The organism is Pectobacterium sp. A5351, from assembly GCF_028335745.1.
Taxonomy (GTDB): domain Bacteria; phylum Pseudomonadota; class Gammaproteobacteria; order Enterobacterales; family Enterobacteriaceae; genus Pectobacterium.
Window position 1 is genome coordinate 3,596,953 of the sequence record NZ_CP116477.1, and the last position, 21,164, is coordinate 3,618,116.

The 21,164-nt window shown below is 53.2% G+C and carries 13 protein-coding genes and 3 pseudogenes; 4 read left to right on the forward strand and 12 right to left on the reverse strand.

Annotated elements, in window-relative coordinates; all coding sequences use genetic code 11:
- Positions 1-37 precede the first annotated feature (37 nt).
- The gene (gene yacL / locus O1Q74_RS16565) at positions 38-397 is read right to left on the reverse strand and encodes a protein YacL (protein ID WP_271874698.1); all 360 of its coding nucleotides are present in this window, start codon (positions 395-397) and stop codon (positions 38-40) included.
- Between the two features lie 224 nt (positions 398-621).
- Positions 622-3,219 carry a bifunctional aconitate hydratase 2/2-methylisocitrate dehydratase gene (acnB, locus tag O1Q74_RS16570; protein ID WP_271874699.1) on the reverse strand — a complete coding sequence of 866 codons (2,598 nt, stop codon included), beginning with the start codon at positions 3,217-3,219 and terminating at the stop codon, positions 622-624.
- 416 nt (positions 3,220-3,635) lie between these two features.
- On the opposite strand from acnB, the pseudogene O1Q74_RS16575 reads away from it, so the two are divergent.
- Positions 3,636-4,160 (forward strand): annotated as a pseudogene (locus O1Q74_RS16575) (DDE-type integrase/transposase/recombinase); the annotation flags it as partial.
- Positions 4,161-4,615: 455 nt separating this feature from the next.
- Here the strand turns inward: O1Q74_RS16575 and O1Q74_RS16580 are convergent.
- Together O1Q74_RS16580 and O1Q74_RS16585 are read right to left on the reverse strand one after the other, a co-directional pair.
- On the reverse strand, positions 4,616-5,737 hold the full coding sequence (locus O1Q74_RS16580; protein WP_271874700.1) for a glycerophosphodiester phosphodiesterase family protein: 1,122 nt from the start codon (positions 5,735-5,737) through the stop codon (positions 4,616-4,618).
- A 149-nt stretch (positions 5,738-5,886) separates the two neighbouring features.
- Positions 5,887-6,069 (reverse strand): annotated as a pseudogene (locus tag O1Q74_RS16585) (transposase domain-containing protein); the annotation flags it as partial.
- Between the two features lie 11 nt (positions 6,070-6,080).
- Here O1Q74_RS16585 and O1Q74_RS16590 point away from each other — a divergent pair.
- A complete protein-coding gene (locus O1Q74_RS16590; protein ID WP_271874701.1) occupies positions 6,081-6,710 on the forward strand; it encodes a hypothetical protein in 630 nt (209 codons plus the stop codon).
- Here the strand turns inward: O1Q74_RS16590 and O1Q74_RS16595 are convergent.
- Positions 6,678-6,821 (reverse strand): annotated as a pseudogene (locus O1Q74_RS16595) (IS630 transposase-related protein); the annotation flags it as partial. The gene O1Q74_RS16590 and the pseudogene O1Q74_RS16595 overlap by 33 nt on opposite strands.
- Positions 6,822-7,046: 225 nt before the next feature.
- Between O1Q74_RS16595 and O1Q74_RS16600 the strand changes: the two are divergent.
- Positions 7,047-8,375 (forward strand): MmgE/PrpD family protein, encoded by a 1,329-nt coding sequence (locus O1Q74_RS16600; protein WP_271874702.1) that lies wholly within the window; start codon positions 7,047-7,049, stop codon positions 8,373-8,375.
- Between the two features lie 427 nt (positions 8,376-8,802).
- Here O1Q74_RS16600 and O1Q74_RS16605 read toward each other — a convergent pair whose 3' ends face one another.
- From O1Q74_RS16605 to O1Q74_RS16615, 3 genes are all read right to left on the reverse strand, one after another.
- Positions 8,803-9,981, reverse strand: coding sequence for a dienelactone hydrolase family protein (locus O1Q74_RS16605; RefSeq protein WP_271874703.1), 1,179 nt, complete (start codon positions 9,979-9,981; stop codon positions 8,803-8,805).
- A gap of 123 nt (positions 9,982-10,104) precedes the next feature.
- On the reverse strand, positions 10,105-11,289 hold the full coding sequence (locus O1Q74_RS16610; protein WP_271874704.1) for an MFS transporter: 1,185 nt from the start codon (positions 11,287-11,289) through the stop codon (positions 10,105-10,107).
- Positions 11,286-12,479, reverse strand: a complete 1,194-nt coding sequence (locus O1Q74_RS16615; protein WP_271874705.1) for a serine hydrolase domain-containing protein — start codon at positions 12,477-12,479, stop codon at positions 11,286-11,288. The genes O1Q74_RS16610 and O1Q74_RS16615 overlap by 4 nt, the downstream gene beginning before the upstream one ends.
- A gap of 118 nt (positions 12,480-12,597) precedes the next feature.
- On the opposite strand from O1Q74_RS16615, the gene O1Q74_RS16620 reads away from it, so the two are divergent.
- Positions 12,598-13,494, forward strand: coding sequence for a LysR family transcriptional regulator (locus O1Q74_RS16620; protein WP_271874706.1), 897 nt, complete (start codon positions 12,598-12,600; stop codon positions 13,492-13,494).
- A gap of 61 nt (positions 13,495-13,555) precedes the next feature.
- On the opposite strand, the gene lpdA is transcribed toward O1Q74_RS16620, so the two are convergent.
- The 4 genes from lpdA to pdhR all read right to left on the reverse strand — a co-directional run bounded on the left by lpdA (position 13,556) and on the right by pdhR (position 20,696).
- A complete protein-coding gene (gene lpdA, locus O1Q74_RS16625) occupies positions 13,556-14,980 on the reverse strand; it encodes a dihydrolipoyl dehydrogenase (protein ID WP_039278363.1) in 1,425 nt (474 codons plus the stop codon).
- Positions 14,981-15,216: 236 nt separating this feature from the next.
- A complete protein-coding gene (gene aceF, locus O1Q74_RS16630) occupies positions 15,217-17,112 on the reverse strand; it encodes a pyruvate dehydrogenase complex dihydrolipoyllysine-residue acetyltransferase (RefSeq protein ID WP_271874707.1) in 1,896 nt (631 codons plus the stop codon).
- Positions 17,113-17,126: 14 nt separating this feature from the next.
- Entirely contained in the window at positions 17,127-19,790 is a 2,664-nt protein-coding gene (gene aceE / locus O1Q74_RS16635) for a pyruvate dehydrogenase (acetyl-transferring), homodimeric type (RefSeq protein ID WP_271874708.1), read from the reverse strand.
- A 141-nt stretch (positions 19,791-19,931) separates the two neighbouring features.
- Positions 19,932-20,696 carry a pyruvate dehydrogenase complex transcriptional repressor PdhR gene (pdhR, locus tag O1Q74_RS16640; protein WP_271874709.1) on the reverse strand — a complete coding sequence of 255 codons (765 nt, stop codon included), beginning with the start codon at positions 20,694-20,696 and terminating at the stop codon, positions 19,932-19,934.
- Positions 20,697-21,164 lie beyond the last annotated feature (468 nt).

Genomic DNA, 21,164 nt, shown 5'->3' on the forward strand with positions numbered 1-21,164 from the left:
CGATTGCATGACTAATGCGGTCGTTTTGCCAAAAGCATCAATGCAGGACGAACTCGCGGTATTTTTCCACCAGCGTCAGAAAATCATCCAGGCCGCATAAAGACAGGCTTTCCTCGTCGTAATAACTCATGCCTTCTTCCAACTCATCCGTGGTGAAAGATAGCTGATTCGCCTGCACCATCACTTCTTCTTCATCCAGCGACAGCGTGTATTCATGTCCCACGCGCCGCCACTGCCGTTCGCTGCCAGCAACAGAACGCGCCGCCTCTTCAACGTCAGCCAATATCGTCAGTTGGCCTTTTACTTCTTCATTGAACCAGTGCCCGATCGCTTCATGTCCCATCGACATACGAACGATGACCTGGCCCGTCACATCGCGCAAAAATTCATAGTCCATGATGCCATCCTCATTGTGATGTTTCTTCTGTTTAGTTTAGTCGCCTATGCGCCCTGCCGTCGTGACGCACCTTCACCTTTGATGTTGCACATGCACAATTGATATTGCAGATGCACAATGCCCGCAGCCAACGGCCAGCGCACAGACAACGTGAAGTATGAAAACAGGTAGAAAAAAGGAGGCCTGTGTAGGCCTCCTTCGGTAGAGATGCGAACTATAGCGAGTTAGACAGTCGTCTGGAAGATCACGCCATCGGCTTTCTCGGTATATTGGCCTAACTGGTCAAAATTCAGATAGCGATAGGTGTCCTGCGCGGTTTTATCCACCTGAGACATGTAGGTCTGGTACTCTTCTGACGTCGGCAGGCGACCCAGCAGAGACGCCACCGCCGCCAGCTCAGCAGACGCCAGATACACGTTGGCACCCGTTCCCAAACGGTTGGGGAAGTTACGTGTCGAGGTCGAAACCACCGTCGCACCATCTGCCACGCGGGCCTGGTTACCCATGCACAGCGAGCAGCCTGGGATCTCGATACGTGCCCCGCTCTTACCAAACACGCTGTAGTAACCTTCTTCGGTCAGTTGTGCCGCATCCATCTTGGTCGGCGGCGCAACCCACAGTCGGGTCGGCAACTGGCCTTTGTGGCTATCCAGCAGTTTACCTGCCGCACGGAAGTGCCCGATGTTGGTCATACAGGAACCGATAAAGACTTCATCAATCTTCTCGCCCTGCACGTCAGACAGCCAGCGAGCATCGTCTGGATCGTTCGGCGCACACAGGATCGGCTCTTTGATGTCGGCCAGATCGATGTCGATCACCGCCGCGTACTCAGCATCGGCATCGGCTTCCAGCAGTTGCGGATCGGCCAACCATTTTTCCATGCCCTGAATACGGCGCTCCAGCGTACGGCGATCGCCGTAGCCTTCGGAGATCATCCACTTCAGCAGTACGATGTTGGAGTTCAGATACTCGATGATCGGCGCTTTATCCAGCTTGATCGTACAGCCAGCCGCAGAGCGTTCCGCCGAGGCATCGGTCAGTTCAAACGCCTGCTCGACTTTCAGATCCGGCAGACCTTCAATCTCCAGAATACGGCCAGAGAAGATGTTCTTCTTACCTTTCTTCTCAACGGTCAGCAAGCCTTGCTTGATGGCATACAGCGGGATGGCGTGAACCAAGTCGCGCAGGGTAATACCCGGCTGCATTTTGCCTTTGAAGCGCACCAGAACGGATTCCGGCATATCCAGCGGCATCACGCCTGTCGCGGCAGCAAACGCCACCAGACCAGAGCCCGCCGGGAAAGAGATACCGATAGGGAAACGCGTATGGGAGTCACCGCCCGTACCCACGGTATCCGGCAGCAGCATACGATTCAGCCACGAGTGGATAACCCCATCGCCCGGACGCAGCGATACGCCGCCACGGTTCATGATGAAATCAGGCAGCGTGTGGTGCGTGGTCACGTCAACCGGCTTTGGATAGGCGGCAGTGTGACAGAATGACTGCATCACCAGATCGGCAGAGAAGCCCAGACAGGCCAGGTCTTTCAGCTCATCACGGGTCATTGGGCCGGTGGTATCCTGTGAACCGACAGAGGTCATCTTCGGTTCGCAGTATTCGTCAGGACGAATACCCGCGACGCCACAGGCACGACCTACCATTTTCTGCGCCAGCGAGAAGCCTTTTTTGCTGGCTTCCACTGCTTTGGAAATACGGAACACGTCGCTGTGCGGCAAGCCCAGTGACTCACGCGCTTTGGAGGTCAGCCCGCGGCCGATAATCAGTGGAATACGGCCACCGGCACGCACTTCATCCAGCAGTACATCGGTCTTGAGCGCGAACGTCGCCAGAACTTCATTGGTGTCATGGCGGCGTACTTCGCCTTCATACGGGTAAATGTCAATCACATCGCCCATATTCAGATCGTTCACATCCACTTCGATCGGCAGCGCACCGGCATCTTCCATGGTGTTGAAGAAGATCGGGGCGATCTTACCGCCCAGCACCACACCGCCGCCGCGTTTGTTCGGGACATAAGGAATATCTTCGCCCATGAACCACAGCACGGAGTTGGTTGCCGATTTACGCGACGAACCGGTACCGACAACGTCGCCGACGTAAGCCAGCGGGAAGCCTTTCTTGTTCAGTTCTTCGATCTGTTTGATCGGGCCAACGGTGCCAGGCTGATCGGGATCGATACCTTCACGGGCGTTTTTCAGCATCGCCAGCGCGTGCAGGGGGATATCAGGGCGTGACCAGGCATCAGGTGCCGGAGACAGGTCATCCGTATTGGTTTCACCGGTGACTTTAAAAACGGTAACGGTAATTTTTTCCGCCAGTTTCGGGCGGGACAGGAACCACTCGGCATCAGCCCAGGATTGAATCACTTTCTTGGCGTGCGCATTGCCCGCTTTCGCCTTTTCTTCCACATCGTAGAAGTTATCAAACATCAGCAGCGTGTGGGACAGCGCTTCGGCGGCAATTGGTGCCAGCTTGTCATTGTCTAACGCATCAATCAGCGGATGGATGTTATAACCCCCCTGCATGGTGCCCAGCAGTTCAACCGCTTTTTCCTGAGTCACCAATGGGGAAGTGGCTTCGCCTTTGGCGACGGCAGCCAAAAAACCGGCCTTTACATAGGCGGCTTCATCAACGCCGGGAGGGACGCGATTAATCAGCAGATCAAGCAATGCTTCTTCTTCGCCTGCCGGGGGATTCTTGAGTGACTCAACCAGCGCGGCCATCTGCGTGGCATCTAACGGTTTAGGAACAATCCCCTGCGCAGCCCGCTCGGCTACGTGCTTACGATATTCTTCTAGCACGACGTTCTCCTCGCTCTCATTGTCTTCATTATGCCGGCGCTCTTGTTCCCAATTGTGGTGTCCATGCCTGGGTGTCAGCGTGTGGATGTAAGGTAATAGAGTGTCCGGTCCAGCCTCGTCAGCATATCAGGATTTGAATTGATTGTTAATTCGTTCACATAATAGCAACATTAATTTTTATTCAACTGCGCGATGTGCCCAATTTCACTATCACTGAAAAATACCGACACCAGCAGAATAGCATGTCCCTGACGACGCACACTAACTATGCTCGTACACTAACTATGCTCGTACACTAACTATGAATCGCCCCGGGAATCCTGGAGACTAAACTCTCAGTGAAAGGAGATCCTAAATGAAATCAAAATCAGCAAACCGTTATCCACCAGAGTTACGTGAACACGCCGTCAGGATGTGTTGCACGATGTACAGTGGAGCGTCTGATGAAAATGATAGGGCTTCGGGGTGTGCTCTGCGGCAAAGTCGTCAGGACCATGAACAGCCGCAAAACAACGACAGCAGCGGATCGGGTAAACCGTCAGTTCGTAGCCGAACGTCCCAATCAGCTTTGGTGCGCAGATTTTACCTACGTCAGCACCTGACAGGGCTTCGCCTATGTGGCGTTCATCATCGATGTGTTCGCTGGCGTGAGCGTTGGCTGGCGAGTCTCATCGTCGATGGAGACGAGGTTCATACTGGATGCGCTGGAGCAGGCGCTGTGGGCTCGTCGTCCTGCCTGAACCATCCATCACAGTGATAAAGGTTCGCAGTACGTCTCGCTGGCCTACACGCAAAGGTTGCAGGACGCGGAGCTGGCGACACTGGCCTGGGTGGACTGGTATAACAATCGCAGGTTGCTCGAACGAATCGGTCACATACCCCCAGTAGAAGCCGAAAAAGCCTATTACGCTTCCAGAAACAGTAACAATCTGGCAGCCTGAGCTTCCTAACTTTACTCTCTCCAGAAAACTCGGTGCGGTTCAAAAACCTGATCGTAAATAACGTATATGGATGGTTATGGGGTTTGACGCTCAAAAGAACGTTTTACGTCATAGTCATAGTCATACAGTCATGAGTGGTCATGAGTGGTCATGACATGTCGCTGGAAAACTTTATGCAGCATGTGAATGTTTACATCCAGTAGTATAACGAACGTCGTATCAAACTGTCGTTAGGTTCGGTCAGAACGGGTATGTACCGAAGACAATTTGGGATAACACAATAAATTAGCCCAGGAAAAAATCCGTACTCCCAAACCCAAACGACCATAAACCCTGACGTTGACACACCGGATACATCCAGCGACGGGTACGTACTTTTGTGTGCACCGTTGCCTGCCTTTTATAAAAATTGAACTTTTGCAATAGAGTATTGCGATCTATACCGAGCATTATTCCTAGCGTAATATTTTGTATTTATCAGAACGATACCCGCTGGAATCAGCATAAGATACCGCATCAGATGCAGCATCTGTTAACACGTTATCAAAAAAATCAACCATACTTCTTAAGCTTGTCCGGTTATCTACAGTTTCATTACCAAAATAGGGGGAGGGTGTTAGGTAATCATTCAGACTGGCACAACATGTACCGTTACTCCGGAAATACCCATTTCGTGCTTCAGGGACGGGAGAAAAATTCCCGATGGGAACCCCAAGATTATGTAAATGATACGCATAGCTACCAAGGGGGCCATCCGGCCAGGTTTTCATCCCAAGTTCAAAGTAAACAAACCCTTTTTGTTGGGTATATTTGTCGAGATAGTCCTGCACAATTAGTTTTGCATTGACGGGCGCTCCTCGTCTGGGGTGCTCTTTACGGTATTCGTTCACGATAGCGTTAAGATCCCCGGTATAAACCGTTGGCACAAATGGTTGGCCATTTGTATATCGGGTGACCTGGTCTGGTAGGATTGCACTGACTGAGAATTTCAAAATCACCCTGTCGGCCATGTTTGCCTTTTGTGACTGGAAAGCGGCCTGCCCTACGTCATTAGCATTTTTTATGTCCAGTATAAAAACCATGTTAGGGAAGTCCTGTTCCGCGACAGCAAAAACATCTTCCAGACGAAGTGCATAGGTAGGAAGGATAAAGCCTATGATATCTTTGACTTTGAGCGCATTCAACTGACTGTCGGTGAGAGTGTTTACAGGAGGGTTTAGCTCTGAGTTTTTACCGACATTAGGTGAAAAGGGATCGAATGCTGAAGGATACCCATAATTAGTTGCTCTCCCGACGGTAAGATCATGAAAAAGCCATAATGTGTTATTTCTGGATGGTTTGACATCCAGCTCTACAGCTTCAATTCCTTTATCTGCTGCTGCTTTTATGGATGCAATAGAGTTTTCGGCCACACCACGACCATAAAGTCCCCTGTGTGCAATGACAAACTTCAGTTTTTTATTTACCACCCGCATCTGCCCGATGACTTTAGAAGGATCATAATTATCAGCATAAGCATGGGTGACGACGAAAGCCGTGGTGATTATTAGCAGCAACGTTCTAATATATTTAAGCATTAATTTCCCCCCCTACGAATGATATCTGACTGTAAATTAGCTCTCAGTATTAAAGACAGACTGTTTCGAAAAGGCGGCAATAATGTTGAAATATTCTGATTGTTTTATGACGTAAATGTGTCAGCGTAAAGTGAGCACCGTATTGACGGCTATTTATTGATGAGATCAACATTCCAGGGCAGAAGTTCAGCCACTTTATTGGAAGGCCACTCCGGCAGTACGCTCAGGATATGGCGAAGGTAAGCTTCCGGATCGATGCCATTCAGCCTGCACGTACCGATCAGACCGTACAGCAGTGCACCACGCTCACCACCGTGATCGCTGCCGACGAATCGGTCCACGGTTGATCGACAACACACCGGTGCTCTTTGGGTCATTCAGTGTCGTGCAGCTCAATCCGCATCTGATCCTGCATACCGCTGATGCGATTAATCGCCACAACATGAAAACGCAAAACCTGCTGGACGACGCAATCAAGCTCGCCATTGTGGTGAGCGGCAATGCGCATATCTCACTTGGTCATCAGGAACTGCATCTGGGAGAGAGCCAACCGACCTCTCTGATTGCGCTGACGGAACCGACGATGTTTACCCACATCGGCAAGCGTGATGGATATGAGCGAACGATTACGTTCGACAGAGAATGGCTGTACGGCAATATGATGGATAACGTAGGTGACTGGCCGGCCATCCATAATTTCACGCAGACTCACCTTGTGACACATCTATGGACACCGTCCCGACAGGCGCAAGCCATCGCCTCACAAACGCTGGACGCTGAACCTTGCCAAACGCCGCTCCAGCGTCTTTATCTGGAAACGCAGTGCATGAGCCTGATTATCGAGGCGTTTACCTCATTAACGGCTAGCGTGGCGCAGGAGAAAAGCAGCGGCGTTACCCTGCGCGGCTACCATCGCATTCAACAGATCAGAGATATGTTGGAAAGCGGCAGCGCTGACCCAGCGTCGAACTGAGGTTCTTTCGACGGCAAAAATTTCGGCAGTGCGATGGGTTCCGTCGCTGCCCGAGAGAACGTGGTTTACGACTGCGAGTCTGAGTTCGAGGGAATACTTAGGTTTTGCCATAAAAAACTGCACCTTACTCTGTTGGGTATCCAACATTTGGGGTGCAGTTCAACTTTGCTACGGCTCTGCGCCGTGCATTCGGTATTACACTTGGCCAGCTAAAAGACCGCTTCTGATTCCGAACCGCTAATAACCAAATGGAATTTATTATTCCGTTTGGTTATTAATCGCTATTCAGCGATGCACAGTAAATTACTATTTTTCTGCCAGCACACATGACGACCCATGACCAATCAGACTGATATCACCGCAATGCTTGCCCACCACATCATCCACAGCGACCCCAATCGGGAAGCGATAGAGGCTGCCCGTGACGGAGTGACTGACTTCATCTCTACCGCGCTTCCGATCGCACAAGGAGCCATTACCGATAGCGGGCTTGCGCCGTTAAAGCAGGTGTTCAGCGGCACGGACACCCTGACGCGTAGTCTGATCCTGGGCTATTCCGGCCACGTACTGGACTTTGACGATTACCATCCGGCGTTTCGTGGACACCCCAGTACCGTCATTCTGCCCGCACTGTTTGCCCTTGCCGCAGAGGATTCATCCGTAACGGAAGAGGCGTTTTTGACGGCATACGTGATTGGCGTGGAGGCGGCAGGCAGAATCGGGCTGGCATGTGGCCCACGCCATTACAGCCTCGGCTACCACAACACGGCGACGCTCGGTGCTATCGCCGCTGCTGCTGCCGCGGCACGTCTGGCTGGCGCTTCGATGGAGCAGACACAGATTATTCTTGGCTTAGCCGCTACACAGGCCGCAGGGCTGAGGGCGCAGTTTGGTTCAGCGGTCAAACCGCTACATGCCGGACTTTCCGCCAGAGCGGGGCTAACCGCCGTCAAACTGGGCTTAGCAGGCTTCGAGGGCAACACACAGCAGGTGATTGACGCCTTTCTTGCGGCGCACGGCGATCAACAACAACAGCCGGAACTGCTGGTTGAAAACTGGGGTGCGCCGTGGCGCATGCTGTCTCCCGGTCTGGAGTTCAAGCGCTACCCAACCTGTGGCGGCACCCACAGCGCGGCCGAAGCCGCGTTTGCCCTGCGGGAACAATGGCATAAACAGAATGGCGCGGATGCCGATCTGGCCGATGCCATCGAACATATCACGGTGGCGTTCCCGCCGGGTGGCGATGTCGCGCCGTTTATCCGTAACGCGACAAACGGCGTAGAAGCGCGCTTTAGTCTGGAGTATGTGATTGCAGCGGCGCTAATTGAAGGGGAATTGAAGCTGGCGCATTTTTCGGAAGCACCAGTTGAAACCGCGATCTCCGCGCTGGCGAATCGCATCATACGCCGCGCCGATGAAACCGCACCGCCCGATGAGCTTGACCCGGAGGCACGCTTTCATGAGGTGACACTGCACCTGCGTAACGGCAGTACGTTAATCCAGCGCACCACACGTCAGGAAACCTCGGCGCGCCCCACAGACCCCCGTGCCAAGCTGCAACAAACGCTCGGTTCGTTGACGCACCTCGACAGCGACCAGATCGCTGACCGCTGCGCATTACGACAATCAGGCGATTTACGCTATTTACTCGGGTTGCTGTTTTAATTTCCCACGACTATACCCGTCATACTTCAAGCTGCTTGTGCGTTGGCAATACTCGGCTCATCTCTGAGCCTCGCTCTAAAGAGCCGCCGCAAGCGGCGTTCAAATCGGCTAAGCCGATTTGTCCTTACCCACCCCAGTCACTTACCTGAGTAAGCTCCTGGGGACTCGTGCGGTTGCCGCCTTCATGCAACTCGAATTATTTAGGGTATAAAACGGTTCTATGTTGCAGGCGCTATCGATAACTCCCTTATCGGCAGCGCCAGTATTAGCGTGCCTCGATATCAACTCAATCTGCCTGATGGGAATGTTAGCCGTATACGCTTCATGTCACTGTTGATAAAAAGCTCAGATTTTTCTAAATAGCTATTTAACACTGCGTCTGTAGCCTGATGTTATCAAAAATTTATTACAATTCAGTCGCTAACGGCTATGGTTTTAGCCATTGATCCAGAAAGCGAAACACCTCTTCCTGCTGTTCCTGATAGAACACGTGTCCCAGCTCAGGCCAGATCCTGGTTTGCAGGTTGTTGTCCGCTCCTTGAGATTGCCACACCTTGTGCATTTTCGCGTAGGCGTCTTCAACAGATTGCGTCGGGAACAGTTTGTCTTTGCCACCGTTAAATAACAGCATCGGTTTTGGTGCGGCAACGCTCGCCACATCCGGGAAATCAAAGCGTGTCGGTTGCCCTGGGTGCAACATGTAGAATGCCGACTGTCCTCTCAACACATTGTTACCCGGCGTCATCAGACCGTCGTACGTGCCAATCCAGGACACCGCCGCCGTCGCCGCTACCTTGTCCGACAGCGCTGCGAGCTGCCAGGCACGATAGGCGCCCATCGAGAACCCCACGACGCCGATACGTTGCTTATCAACCTGCTCAAGTGATGCCAGAAAGTCCGTTGCCCGCATGTCTTCGTAGGCCATCAGACCCGCGAGCGAGCGCCCCAGATTAAAGAAGTTACTCGCCAGTGCCTGCTGCTGCTCATATTTAATCGGCCCGCGCGATCCCCAACCGAGTGCATCCACAGCCAGCACCACATAGCCCCGCTTCGCCAGTTCATCCCCGACAAAGCGCCCGGTGAAAAACTTATCGGCCCATGCCTGTGCAGAATCAAGCTGTGCGTCATTCCCCCACGGCTTGATCATCTTCTCTTTGCCAATATCAAACTTCGCACCGTGATCGTGCAGCAGGATGACCGCGGGATGCGGCCCCGCGCTTTTTGGCGTCAGAAGCAACGCGTCTACACGACTTTCATCGGTCAGGTTGACGGCGATTTTCTCCGCCATATAGCTGCCGCGATCTTGTTTTTCCATCGCCTGCGGCGCGAAGTCTTTGGTGGAATCCGGCGTCAGCAGTAGCGCACGCAGCGTTTTTCTCGACTGGGATTGCCACTGGCTAAAATCCGTAAAATTCCCAGATAGCCAAGAACCCGAGTAGGTCATCTGTTGTTTAAGCTGCGGATAAAATGAAGGCAGCCCTTCATCCGTCACCGCCAGATCCGTCGCGGGTTGAATCGTAGGGTTCATGTCGTTCGCCATCAGTGAAGGGCTAGCCAGCAAAGCCGCCAATAGCCAGACAGAGGTGCGTAAGGTATTCAGATTCATCATAACCTCAAAAACAAAACATCGTTTCTTTTTTGAAGTTTGATTGTAATTGACGCGGCTAAAAATAAACGGACGGAGGGTGCATTCTGCGAAGCGTCCGGCAAAAAATCGCACTCAAGTACTTTACCGTTGCGTCATAGGGAAACCATGTTGTCTGGCAGACCAGACGACAACGAACGCAATCAATAACAGCACCAGCAGCACCGGAGAGAACGCGATAACGCCGACGTGCTCCAGCAGAATGCCGCCGATAATACCGCCCCCCGCAATAGCCATGTTCCAGACCGTAACCAACATAGACTGCGCCACATCGGCCCCCTCTTCAGTCGTTCTGACAATAGCCGTCTGGAATAACGTCGCCGCGCCGCCGAAGGCAAGTCCCCAGCCCGCCACAGCCACATAGACCACGGCTTGTACATCACCCGCCACGCCAAGCGCCAGGACGGACAGACAGAACAATGCCGAGCAGGCGAGCGTCAGGGCGCGCAAATAGCGGTCAATCAGCACGCCGACGATCCAGATGCCCAGCAGTGATGTAACGCCGAATACCAGCAGCACCAGACCCGTCTGTGCAACCATGCCCACTGCCGCAAGAAACGACGCAATGTAGGTGTAGAGAATGTTATGCGCCAGCACAAAGGCCAGCACGGCACATAGCACGGGCCGCACACCCGCCATCGTGAACACGCGCCCCAGAGATAGCCTCTTGCCAGCAGATTGCCCAGCGAAATCCGGAACCTGAATACGAACCCACAGCATGAGTATTAATGCCAAACCACTCATCATAACGAAGCACATGCGCCAGCCGAGTAAGTTACCCAGAAAGGTGCCAGCGGGCACGCCGAGCGACAGCGCCAATGGAGTGCCCACCATCGCTATCGCAATAGCGCGTCCCTTCTGATGTTCAGGCACCATACGGGCCGCATAGCCCGCCAGTAGCGCCCACAGCAACCCGGCTGAAACACCCGCCAGAAAACGCGCCGCCATCGTCAGCACATAGCTACCGGAAAATGCCGTAACAGCATTGGCGACAGCGAAACCTGCGATGGCTACCAGCAGCAATAGGCGACGACGCACACCTTGCGTAGCGGCGGTTAACGGGATCGCGGCCGCCAAAGAACCCACGGCATAGATAGTGACGGTTTGCCCGACCCAGGCTTCGGACACCGCCAGACCTTGCGCCATTTGCGGCAGCAAGCCTGCTGGCAGCGCTTCGGTCAGGATAGTGATGAAAGCTGCCGTGGCTAATGCCAGCAATGAGGCAACAGGCAGTCTGTCACGGTGTACATCGGTCAATGAGGCCGTCATCGTGCTGCCTCCAACTCGCCATACACGGCATCGCGCAGATCGGTGACAAAACGCCCCGACATCCCCTCGTACATGGTGTTGGTGAAAGCCACCACGCTCAAACCTTGTTGTCGATCGACAAACCATGAATGACCGTAAGCTCCCCCCCAGCGCCAGGTGCCTGACGATTCTGGCGACTCGGCTAACTGCGGATCGCGCAAGACCGAGAAACCGAGGCCAAAACCACAGCCCGGTGCATTGGGCAGTTCCAGCTCCTGAGTCTGATCGCACCCCATCTCCTCGATCAGCGCGTCAGGCAGCGGAACGCCGCCCCCTTTACGCAGGGCTTCCAGCAGGCGCAGCAGATCCCAGGCCGTCCCTGCCATGCCTGCTCCGCCTGATGGAAAAGCTCGCGCATCACAAATGCGAGCGGGGCTGTACGCGATGCCGATGGCTCCCTCAAATGGAGAAACCGTTTCGCCTTCGGCCAGACGGTGCGGCTGCGGGGTGTCATTCACATAAGCGGTAGTCAGGCGCGATGGGTCGCGCACAACGAAGCTGGTGTCGTGCATGCCCAACGGGTCAGTCACCAGTTGGCGAACCGCCTCGTCCAATGACGTACCGTGAATGCGTTCAATCAAGGCTCCCAATACGTCCGTTGCCAGCGAATAGCCCCAGGCCTCTCCCGGCGCGTATTGCAGGGGAACGCTGGCGATGCGACGCAGGTTCTCAGTCAAGCTGATGCCGGAGGCATCCATACCATCGGAGACACCCGCCTGTGCGTAAGGGCCGTCCGCATGGGGCTCGAAAAAGCGGTAGCCCAAACCCGCGGTGTGGCTGAGTAACTGCCGCACGGTAATGCGCGCTGGGCTGCCGTCGGCCAGCCGGAGCTGGAACGTCGGCATCCAGCGAGTGATATCTTCATCCAGATCGAGCCGGCCTTGCGCCACAAGCACCATCGCTGCTACGGACACAATCGGCTTGCTGACGGAGGCCAGCCGGAAGATAGCGTCCAGCGTCATAGGACGGGCGTTTTCCCGGTCAGCCCATCCTGCCGCCTGCTGATGCATCAATTCTCCGTTGTGCGCGACCAGCACAACAGCACCGACCAAACGCCGTTCGTCCAACGCCTGTTGAACAATGGCCTGAATTCGGGCAGAGAGAGGCGCTGTTGCAACACGGCTATACAGAGGAAATGCGGGAGTTATCACGAAATATTCCTTTCATCAATGAGCATTCCCGCTACGATAAAAAATCAACCATTAAAGAAAAAGTGGGATACAGTTCCTTGGTATGCGGAATAAATTGTCCGCAATAGAGAGAGGGTGTATGGATAGCCTGAATGGCTTTGTGGTGTTTGTACAGGTGGCCGAAACGCGCAGCTTCGTTGCCGCGGGTCGTCTACTGGGCGTGTCCGCGTCCGCGGTAGGCAAAAGCGTCGCACGGCTCGAAGAAAAACTGGGCGTGAGGCTGTTTCACCGCAGTACGCGCAGCATCACACTGACGGCTGAAGGATCACTATTTCTGGCGCGTAGCCGGCGTATTCTGGCAGAAATCGAGGCCGCAGAACTGGAACTGTCGCAGACCAGCGCCGTTCCACGCGGACGCCTGCGGGTAAGTCTGCCGTTGGTCAGTTCACTGGTGCTCCCCGTGCTCGGTGAGTTCATGTGCGAATATCCCGAGATAGAACTGGATCTGGACTTCACCGACCGAATGGTGGACGTCATTGAGGAAGGTTTCGATGCCGTGGTACGGACAGGAGACCCCGTTGATTCACGCCTCACCGCACGTAAATTGGGTACTTTTCGTTTTATGGTGGTGGCCGCGCCGGACTACCTTATTCGGCATGGTATGCCTCAGAAACCTGCCGATTTGATGCAGCACACCTGTCTGCACTACCGCTTTCCCAACAGCGGCAAGCTGGAGCCGTGGGCGCTGCGGCTTCCCCCCGGCGAATCAGAGTTACTCTTACCCACCTCGATGGTCTGCAACAACATCGAAACGCGCCTCTGTTTCGCACTGCAAGGGCTAGGGATCGCCTACCTGCCAGATTTCTCCATCCGTGAAGCGCTGGCCGACGGCCATCTACAGCCGATCCTGACCGACTATGTGGAACGCAGCGGCGTCTTCCATGTGTTGTGGCCTGCCAGCAAACACCCGTCACCAAAAGTACGGGCACTCGTGGATTTCCTCTGCGCGCGAGTATTTCCCACCTCTGATGCGTAAAAAAAATCCGGCACCTGTAAAGGTGCCGGATTGAATTCACGCTAGTCGAGCCTGAGCGAACTTACTTCTTCTTCGCTTTCGGGTTCGGCAGGTCAGTGATGCTGCCTTCAAAGATTTCAGCCGCCAGACCAACGGACTCATGCAGCGTTGGGTGCGCATGGATGGTCAGTGCGATATCTTCTGCATCACAGCCCATCTCGATTGCCAGACCGATTTCACCTAACAGTTCACCACCGTTAGTACCGACAATCGCACCACCGATAACACGGTGAGTTTCTTTGTCGAAAATCAGTTTGGTCATACCGTCAGCGCAGTCAGACGCGATAGCACGGCCAGACGCGGCCCATGGGAAGGTCGCGGTTTCGTAGCTGATGCCTTTCTCTTTCGCTTCTTTCTCGGTCAGACCCACCCACGCCACTTCCGGTTCGGTATAGGCGATAGAAGGAATCACTTTCGGATCGAAGTAGTGTTTCTTACCGGAGATGACTTCGGCAGCAACGTGGCCTTCATGCACGCCTTTGTGCGCCAGCATCGGTTGACCGACGATGTCGCCGATAGCGTAGATGTGTGGCACGTTGGTGCGCATTTGTTTATCAACGTGGATAAAGCCGCGATCGTCAACTTCCACGCCCGCTTTGCCCGCATCCAGGTTTTTGCCGTTCGGTACGCGACCGATAGCCACCAGAACCGCGTCGTAACGCTGTGGCTCAGCAGGCGCTTTTTTGCCTTCCATCGTTACATAGATGCCGTCTTCTTTGGCTTCTACTGCCGTCACTTTGGTTTCCAGCATCAGGTTGAACTGCTTGCTGATACGCTTGGTGAAGACTTTGATGATGTCTTTGTCAGCAGCCGGAATCACCTGATCGAACATTTCAACGACGTCGATCTGTGAACCCAGAGCGTGGTAAACGGTACCCATCTCCAGACCGATGATACCGCCGCCCATAACCAGCAGACGTCCTGGGACGCTTTTCAGCTCCAGCGCATCGGTAGAATCCCATACGCGCGGGTCATCATGAGGAATGAAAGGCAGTTGGATCGGACGTGAACCCGCAGCGATAATCGCGTTATCGAAGTTGATCGTCGTTTTGCCGTTTTCACCGTCGACTTCCAGCGTGTTGGCACCGGTGAATTTACCCAGACCGTTAACCACTTTAACTTTACGGCCTTTCGCCATGCCAGCCAGACCACCGGTCAGTTGGGTGATGACTTTTTCTTTCCACAGACGGATTTTATCAATGTCGGTTTTAGGTTCACCGAACACGATACCGTGTTCCGCCAGCGCTTTGGCTTCTTCAATGACTTTAGCAACGTGCAGCAGGGCTTTGGAAGGAATACAACCTACATTCAGACACACCCCACCCAGCGTGGAGTAGCGCTCTACCAGTACGGTTTCCAGACCCAAATCCGCCGCGCGGAATGCAGCAGAGTAACCCGCGGGGCCGGCACCAAGTACCACTACCTGAGCTTTAATTTCAGTACTCATCATGACCTCTTAATTGATTTCCGGCGGGTCTGTGACGTCACACCCGTCATCATTCTGATTGAGGGTGCATTTTTAATAACGCCCTCTTCCACCGGGACGTGTCTTTGCCGCAGTAGTTTACAAAATCGTTAACAATTTTGAAACAACAAGCGACTAACGATTTGTCCTTAATCACTGATTGCTGTAACGAATAACAGCTTATCAGAAAAAAGCCGGCCGTCAGGCCGGCTTTTCGATTACATCACCAAACGGCGGATGTCAGACAACGTGTTGTTAATGATGGTAATGAAACGAGCACCATCAGCACCGTCAATGACACGGTGGTCGAAGGACAGAGACATCGGCATCATCAGACGCGGCGTGAACTCTTTACCATTCCAGACCGGTTCCATCGCGGACTTGGACACACCCAGGATAGCCACTTCCGGCGCGTTGACGATCGGCGCAAAGTGAGTCGTTCCGATGCCGCCCAGGCTGGAGATAGTGAAGCATCCGCCCTGCATTTCGCCAGCAGTCAGTTTGCCATCACGAGCTTTCTTGGAGATCGCCATCAGTTCGCGAGATAGCTCAATGATGCCTTTCTTGTTCACGTCTTTGAACACTGGAACCACCAGGCCATTCGGTGTATCAACCGCCACACCGATGTTGATGTATTTCTTCAGCGTCAGACGCTGCGCATCTTCAGACAGTGAGCTGTTGAAACGTGGCATTTGCTCAAGGGCAGCAGCAACGGCTTTCATGATGAAGACAACTGGGGTGATTTTCACGTCCAGTTTGCGCTTCTCAGCTTCCACGTTCTGCTGTTTACGGAACGCTTCCAGTTCGGTGATATCGGTTTTGTCGAAGTGCGTAACGTGCGGGATTACCACCCAGTTACGGCTCAGGTTAGCACCAGAGATTTTCTGGATACGACCCAATTCCACTTCTTCCACTTCACCAAACTTGCTGAAATCGACTTTCGGCCACGGCAACAGCCCCGGCAGAGAACCACCACTAGCAGCGCCAGCGGCAGGTGCAGACTCAGCGCGTTTCACCGCATCTTTCACGTACGCCTGAACGTCTTCGCGCAGGATACGGCCTTTACGACCAGAACCCTTCACTTTCGCCAGATTCACACCGAATTCACGAGCCAGACGACGGATAACCGGCGTCGCGTGAACGTACGCGTCGTTCTCAGCAAATTCGCTCTTGCCTTCCGCTTTCGCAGCCGGTGCAGCAGCAGGTTTTGCTGCTGGAGCCGGTGCAGCCGCTTCTTGCTTGGCAGCCGGAGCTGGAGCCGCAGCAGGTGCAGCGCCTTCCACTTCGAAGACCATGATCAGTGAGCCGGTTTTCACTTTATCGCCGGTGCTGATTTTGATTTCTTTAACCGTACCCGCGAACGGCGCAGGGACTTCCATTGAAGCCTTATCGCCTTCAACGGTGATCAGTGATTGCTCAGCCGCGATTTTATCGCCAACTTTAACCATCACTTCAGTCACTTCGACTTCGTCACCGCCGATATCCGGTACGTTGACGTCTTTCGCGCCAGCGGCCGCTGGCGCAGCTGCTGCTGGAGCAGCGGCTTGTGCCGGAGCGGCAGCAGGTGCTGCACCCGCCACTTCGAATACCATGATCAGAGAACCGGTAGACACTTTATCACCGGTGCTGATTTTGATTTCTTTAACCGTACCCGCGAACGGTGCAGGGACTTCCATAGACGCTTTGTCGCCTTCTACGGTAATCAGAGACTGTTCAGCCGCAACGGTGTCGCCTACTTTAACCAATACTTCAGTCACTTCGACTTCGTCACCGCCGATATCCGGTACGTTGACGTCTTTCGCAGCCGATGCCGCTGGGGCAGCAGCCGGCGCCGCTTCTTTCTTCTCTTCTGCCTTGGCAGGTGCAGCGTCAGCTGCACCGTCGGCGGAATCGAAAATCATGATCAGTTTGCCAGTTTCAACTTTGTCACCGACAGAGACTTTAATCTCTTTCACGACACCAGCCTGCGGAGAAGGGACTTCCATAGAAGCCTTATCACCTTCAACCGTGATCAGCGACTGTTCAGCTTCAACTTTGTCGCCAACCTTCACCAGCACTTCGGTGACTTCAACTTCATCTGCACCGATGTCCGGTACGTTGATTTCGATAGCCATGTAATCTTTACCTCTTATGCCAGACGCGGGTTAACTTTATCTGCATCGATGTTGAATTTAGTGATGGCATCAGCAACCACTTTCTTATCGATTTCACCGCGTTTAGCCAGTTCACCCAGAGCCGCAACCACGACGTAAGACGCATCCACTTCAAAGTGGTGACGCAGGTTCTCACGGCTGTCAGAACGACCGAAACCGTCAGTACCCAGTACGCGGTAATCGCTCGCTGGGATGAAGTTACGGATTTGCTCAGCAAACAGCTTCATGTAATCAGTAGACGCAACCGCTGGCGCATCGCTCAGTACCTGAGCCACGTAAGGGACGCGTGGCGTTTCGGTCGGATGCAGCATGTTCCAACGCTCACAATCCTGGCCTTCGCGTGCCAGTTCAGTGAAGGACGTTACGCTGAATACGTCAGAGCCGATACCGTAATCTGTCGCCAGAATCTGAGCCGCTTCACGTACGTGACGCAGGATAGAACCGGAGCCCAGCAGTTGCACTTTACCTTTGCTACCTTCAACCGTTTCCAGCTTGTAGATACCCTTACGGATACCTTCTTCCGCACCCTGCGGCATCGCAGGCATGTGGTAGTTTTCGTTCAGCGTGGTGATGTAGTAGTAAATGTTTTCCTGCGCTTCACCGTACATGCGGTGCAGACCGTCATGCATGATGACTGCGACTTCATAGGCGAATGCGGGATCGTAGGAGATACAGTTCGGGATGGTCAGCGACTGAATATGGCTGTGACCATCTTCGTGCTGCAGACCTTCGCCGTTCAACGTCGTACGACCTGAAGTACCACCGATCAGGAAGCCACGCGCCTGTTGGTCACCCGCTGCCCAGCACAGGTCGCCGATACGTTGGAAACCGAACATGGAGTAGTAGATGTAGAACGGGATCATTGGCAGGTTGTTGGTGCTGTAAGACGTTGCCGCCGCCAGCCAGGACGAGCCTGCTCCCAGTTCGTTGATACCTTCCTGCAGAATCTGACCTTTCTGGTCTTCTTTGTAGTAAGCAACCTGCTCACGGTCCTGCGGGGTGTACTGCTGGCCTTTCGGGCTATAAATACCGATCTGGCGGAACAGACCTTCCATACCGAAGGTACGCGCTTCGTCAGCGATGATTGGAACCAAACGATCTTTGATAGATTGGTTCTTCAGCATCACGTTCAGGGCACGAACAAACGCGATAGTGGTAGAGATTTCTTTGTTCTGCTCTTCCAGCAGGGTGCTGAAATCTTCCAGCGTTGGCAGGTCCAGCTTTTCGTCAAAGTTCGGCTGACGAGATGGCAGGTAGCCACCCAGCGCCTGACGGCGCTCGTGCAGGTATTTGTACTCTGCTGAATCTTTATCGAAAGTGATGTATGGCAGTTTTTCGATGTCATCATCAGACACTGGCACGTTAAAGCGGTCACGGAAGTAACGCACGCCATCCATGTTAACTTTCTTAACCTGGTGAGCGATGTTCTTACCTTCAGCCGCGTCGCCCATACCGTAACCTTTAATGGTATGCGCCAGAATAACGGTTGGTTTGCCTTTGGTGTCCTGCGCTTTTTTCAGTGCAGCGTAGACTTTCTTCGGATCGTGACCACCACGGTTTAGTGACCAAATCTGATCGTCGGTCCAGTCTTTAACCAGTTCTGCCGTCTCCGGGTATTTACCGAAGAAGTGCTCACGCACATAGGCACCGTTTTTGGATTTGAAAGTCTGGTAGTCACCGTCGACGGTTTCGTCCATCAGTTGGATCAGTTTACCGCTGGTGTCTTTACGCAGCAGTTCGTCCCAACGGTCGCCCCACATGACTTTGATCACATCCCAACCAGCGCCGCTGAAGATACCTTCCAGCTCGTTGATGATCTTACCATTACCGGTAACTGGGCCATCCAGACGTTGCAGGTTACAGTTGATGACGAACACCAGGTTGTCCAGTTTTTCACGGGTCGCGATAGTGATCGCCCCTTTGGATTCTGGTTCGTCCATTTCACCGTCGCCCAGGAAAGCGTAAACGGTTTGTTTAGAGGTATCTTTCAGACCACGGTTTTCCAGATACTTCAGGAATTTAGCCTGATAGATAGCACCAATCGGGCCCAGCCCCATAGAAACGGTCGGGAACTGCCAGAAGTCCGGCATCAGTTTCGGGTGCGGATAAGAAGACAGACCGTTACCGTGAACTTCCTGACGGAAGTTGTTCATCTGGTCTTCGGTCAGACGGCCTTCAAGGAAGGCACGAGCGTAAACGCCCGGAGAAATGTGGCCCTGGAAGTAGACCAGGTCGCCGCCGTCCTGCGCAGTGCGAGCACGGAAGAAGTGGTTAAAGCACACTTCATAGAAAGTGGCGGAAGACTGGAAAGAAGCCATGTGGCCGCCCAGATCCAGATCTTTTTTCGAAGCGCGCAGCACCGTCATGATCGCGTTCCAGCGGATTGCTGAGCGAATACGACGTTCCAGATCCAGATTACCAGGGTACTCCGGCTCGTCTTCCACTGCGATGGTGTTGATGTATTGACGTGCAGCCGTACCAGCAGCAACGCTGACACCGCCTTTACGTGCTTCACTCAGAACCTGATCAATCAGGAACTGGGCGCGTTCAACACCCTCTTCACGGATGACCGATTCGATCGCCTGCAGCCAGTCGCGGGTTTCGATCGGATCCACGTCATTATTTAAACGATCTGACATGGTTATTCCTTATCTTCTCTAATAAGTTGGTTTGTTGGAGCCTGTCTTCCTGCATTCTGCTCAGCGCTACTGTTAAGCAAAACGCATGAAGACAGGCTCATCGTCTTGATTACCGCATTTAGAACACCAAAATACGGGTGCTCAGTCCCTGCGTTGCTGGAGCCGACGCAGCGATCTCTCGCGCCGACTATGTTCCCGGTTAAGATCCAGCAATACTTCCTCAATAAACGCCAGATGGCGGTGTGATGCTTCGCGCGCCTTCTCCGGCTCACGGGCAACAATCGCCTCAAAAATGCTGGCGCGATGAATGCTAACCTGAGCCAACACTTCACGGCTCAAATAAAGCAATTCAAAATTCTGCCTCACGTTCTGTTCGAGCATCGGCCCCATACAGCGCACCAAATGCAGCAAAACCACATTATGCGTGGCTTCTGTTACAGCAACCTGATACTGCATAACGGCTTCTGACTCGGCGTTCAGATCGCCCGCTTCCCTCGCCTTCTCAATCACGGCATGGCAATCCCGGATACGTTGCAGATCCGACGCTGTGCCACGCAGTGCAGCGTAGTAGGCAGCAATGCCTTCCAGCGCATGACGCGTTTCCAGAAGATCGAACTGTGATTCGGGATGTGTGCTCAGTAATTCTGCCAGCGGATCGCTGACACTTTGCCATAGATTGGCTTGAACGAAGGTACCACCACCCTGACGGCGCAAAAGGAGACCTTTGGCTTCCAGACGTTGAATGGCTTCTCTCAGAGAAGGGCGGGAAACATCAAACTGTTTTGCCAGTTCGCGCTCCGGTGGGAGCTTCTCGCCGGGGCGCAAGGTTCCCTCAAGTATCAGAAACTCCAACTGCTGTTCAATCACATCTGACAGTTTGGGCTGACGGATCTTGCTATATGCCATAGTGAATTCTTCTCTGCGAATGGCGCGGAGTCAATTGGTAATACCAATTTAAAAAACGTGACGCTAAAGTAACAAAGTATTCACCTTCTGTCCATAAGGACCTTGAGCTAAATCACCAATCCCACCAGATTTTAACAAATGCACGAGAAACATGCGGCAAAGTGATAGCCCGCCTGTGGTATGACCATTAATCCCCTCAGTCTATATTTTAACTTTTTTGAAACGTGAAGCAGGCATTGCTGAACCGTTTAAATGCAAAAATAGTGAATTTTAATTCAAAAAATAAGAATTTTTATTCTTTATAAAAAGGAGATTCCCCACCAATCCTCATCGTGGTCAACACCGTTTTTACCGCAGGGATAAAGAGATAATAAAAAGGAGTAAACCTAAAGAGGTACTCCCCTCACACATCTCTTCCGGTTTTCTTCTTCTCAGGGACTTAATTAAGGAAAGGTAAAAATTTTGATG

Excerpts from the sequence above, each read along its gene's own strand:
- aceF (WP_271874707.1), bottom strand. The coding sequence starts at position 17,112 with ATGGCTATCGAAATCAACGTACCGGACATCGGTGCAGATGAAGTTGAA.
- yacL (WP_271874698.1), bottom strand. The coding sequence starts at position 397 with ATGGACTATGAATTTTTGCGCGATGTGACGGGCCAGGTCATCGTTCGT.
- pdhR (WP_271874709.1), bottom strand. The coding sequence starts at position 20,696 with ATGGCATATAGCAAGATCCGTCAGCCCAAACTGTCAGATGTGATTGAA.
- O1Q74_RS16600 (WP_271874702.1), top strand. The coding sequence starts at position 7,047 with ATGACCAATCAGACTGATATCACCGCAATGCTTGCCCACCACATCATC.
- O1Q74_RS16620 (WP_271874706.1), top strand. The coding sequence starts at position 12,598 with ATGGATAGCCTGAATGGCTTTGTGGTGTTTGTACAGGTGGCCGAAACG.
- O1Q74_RS16610 (WP_271874704.1), bottom strand. The coding sequence starts at position 11,289 with ATGACGGCCTCATTGACCGATGTACACCGTGACAGACTGCCTGTTGCC.
- aceE (WP_271874708.1), bottom strand. The coding sequence starts at position 19,790 with ATGTCAGATCGTTTAAATAATGACGTGGATCCGATCGAAACCCGCGAC.
- O1Q74_RS16605 (WP_271874703.1), bottom strand. The coding sequence starts at position 9,981 with ATGAATCTGAATACCTTACGCACCTCTGTCTGGCTATTGGCGGCTTTG.
- lpdA (WP_039278363.1), bottom strand. The coding sequence starts at position 14,980 with ATGAGTACTGAAATTAAAGCTCAGGTAGTGGTACTTGGTGCCGGCCCC.
- O1Q74_RS16580 (WP_271874700.1), bottom strand. The coding sequence starts at position 5,737 with ATGCTTAAATATATTAGAACGTTGCTGCTAATAATCACCACGGCTTTC.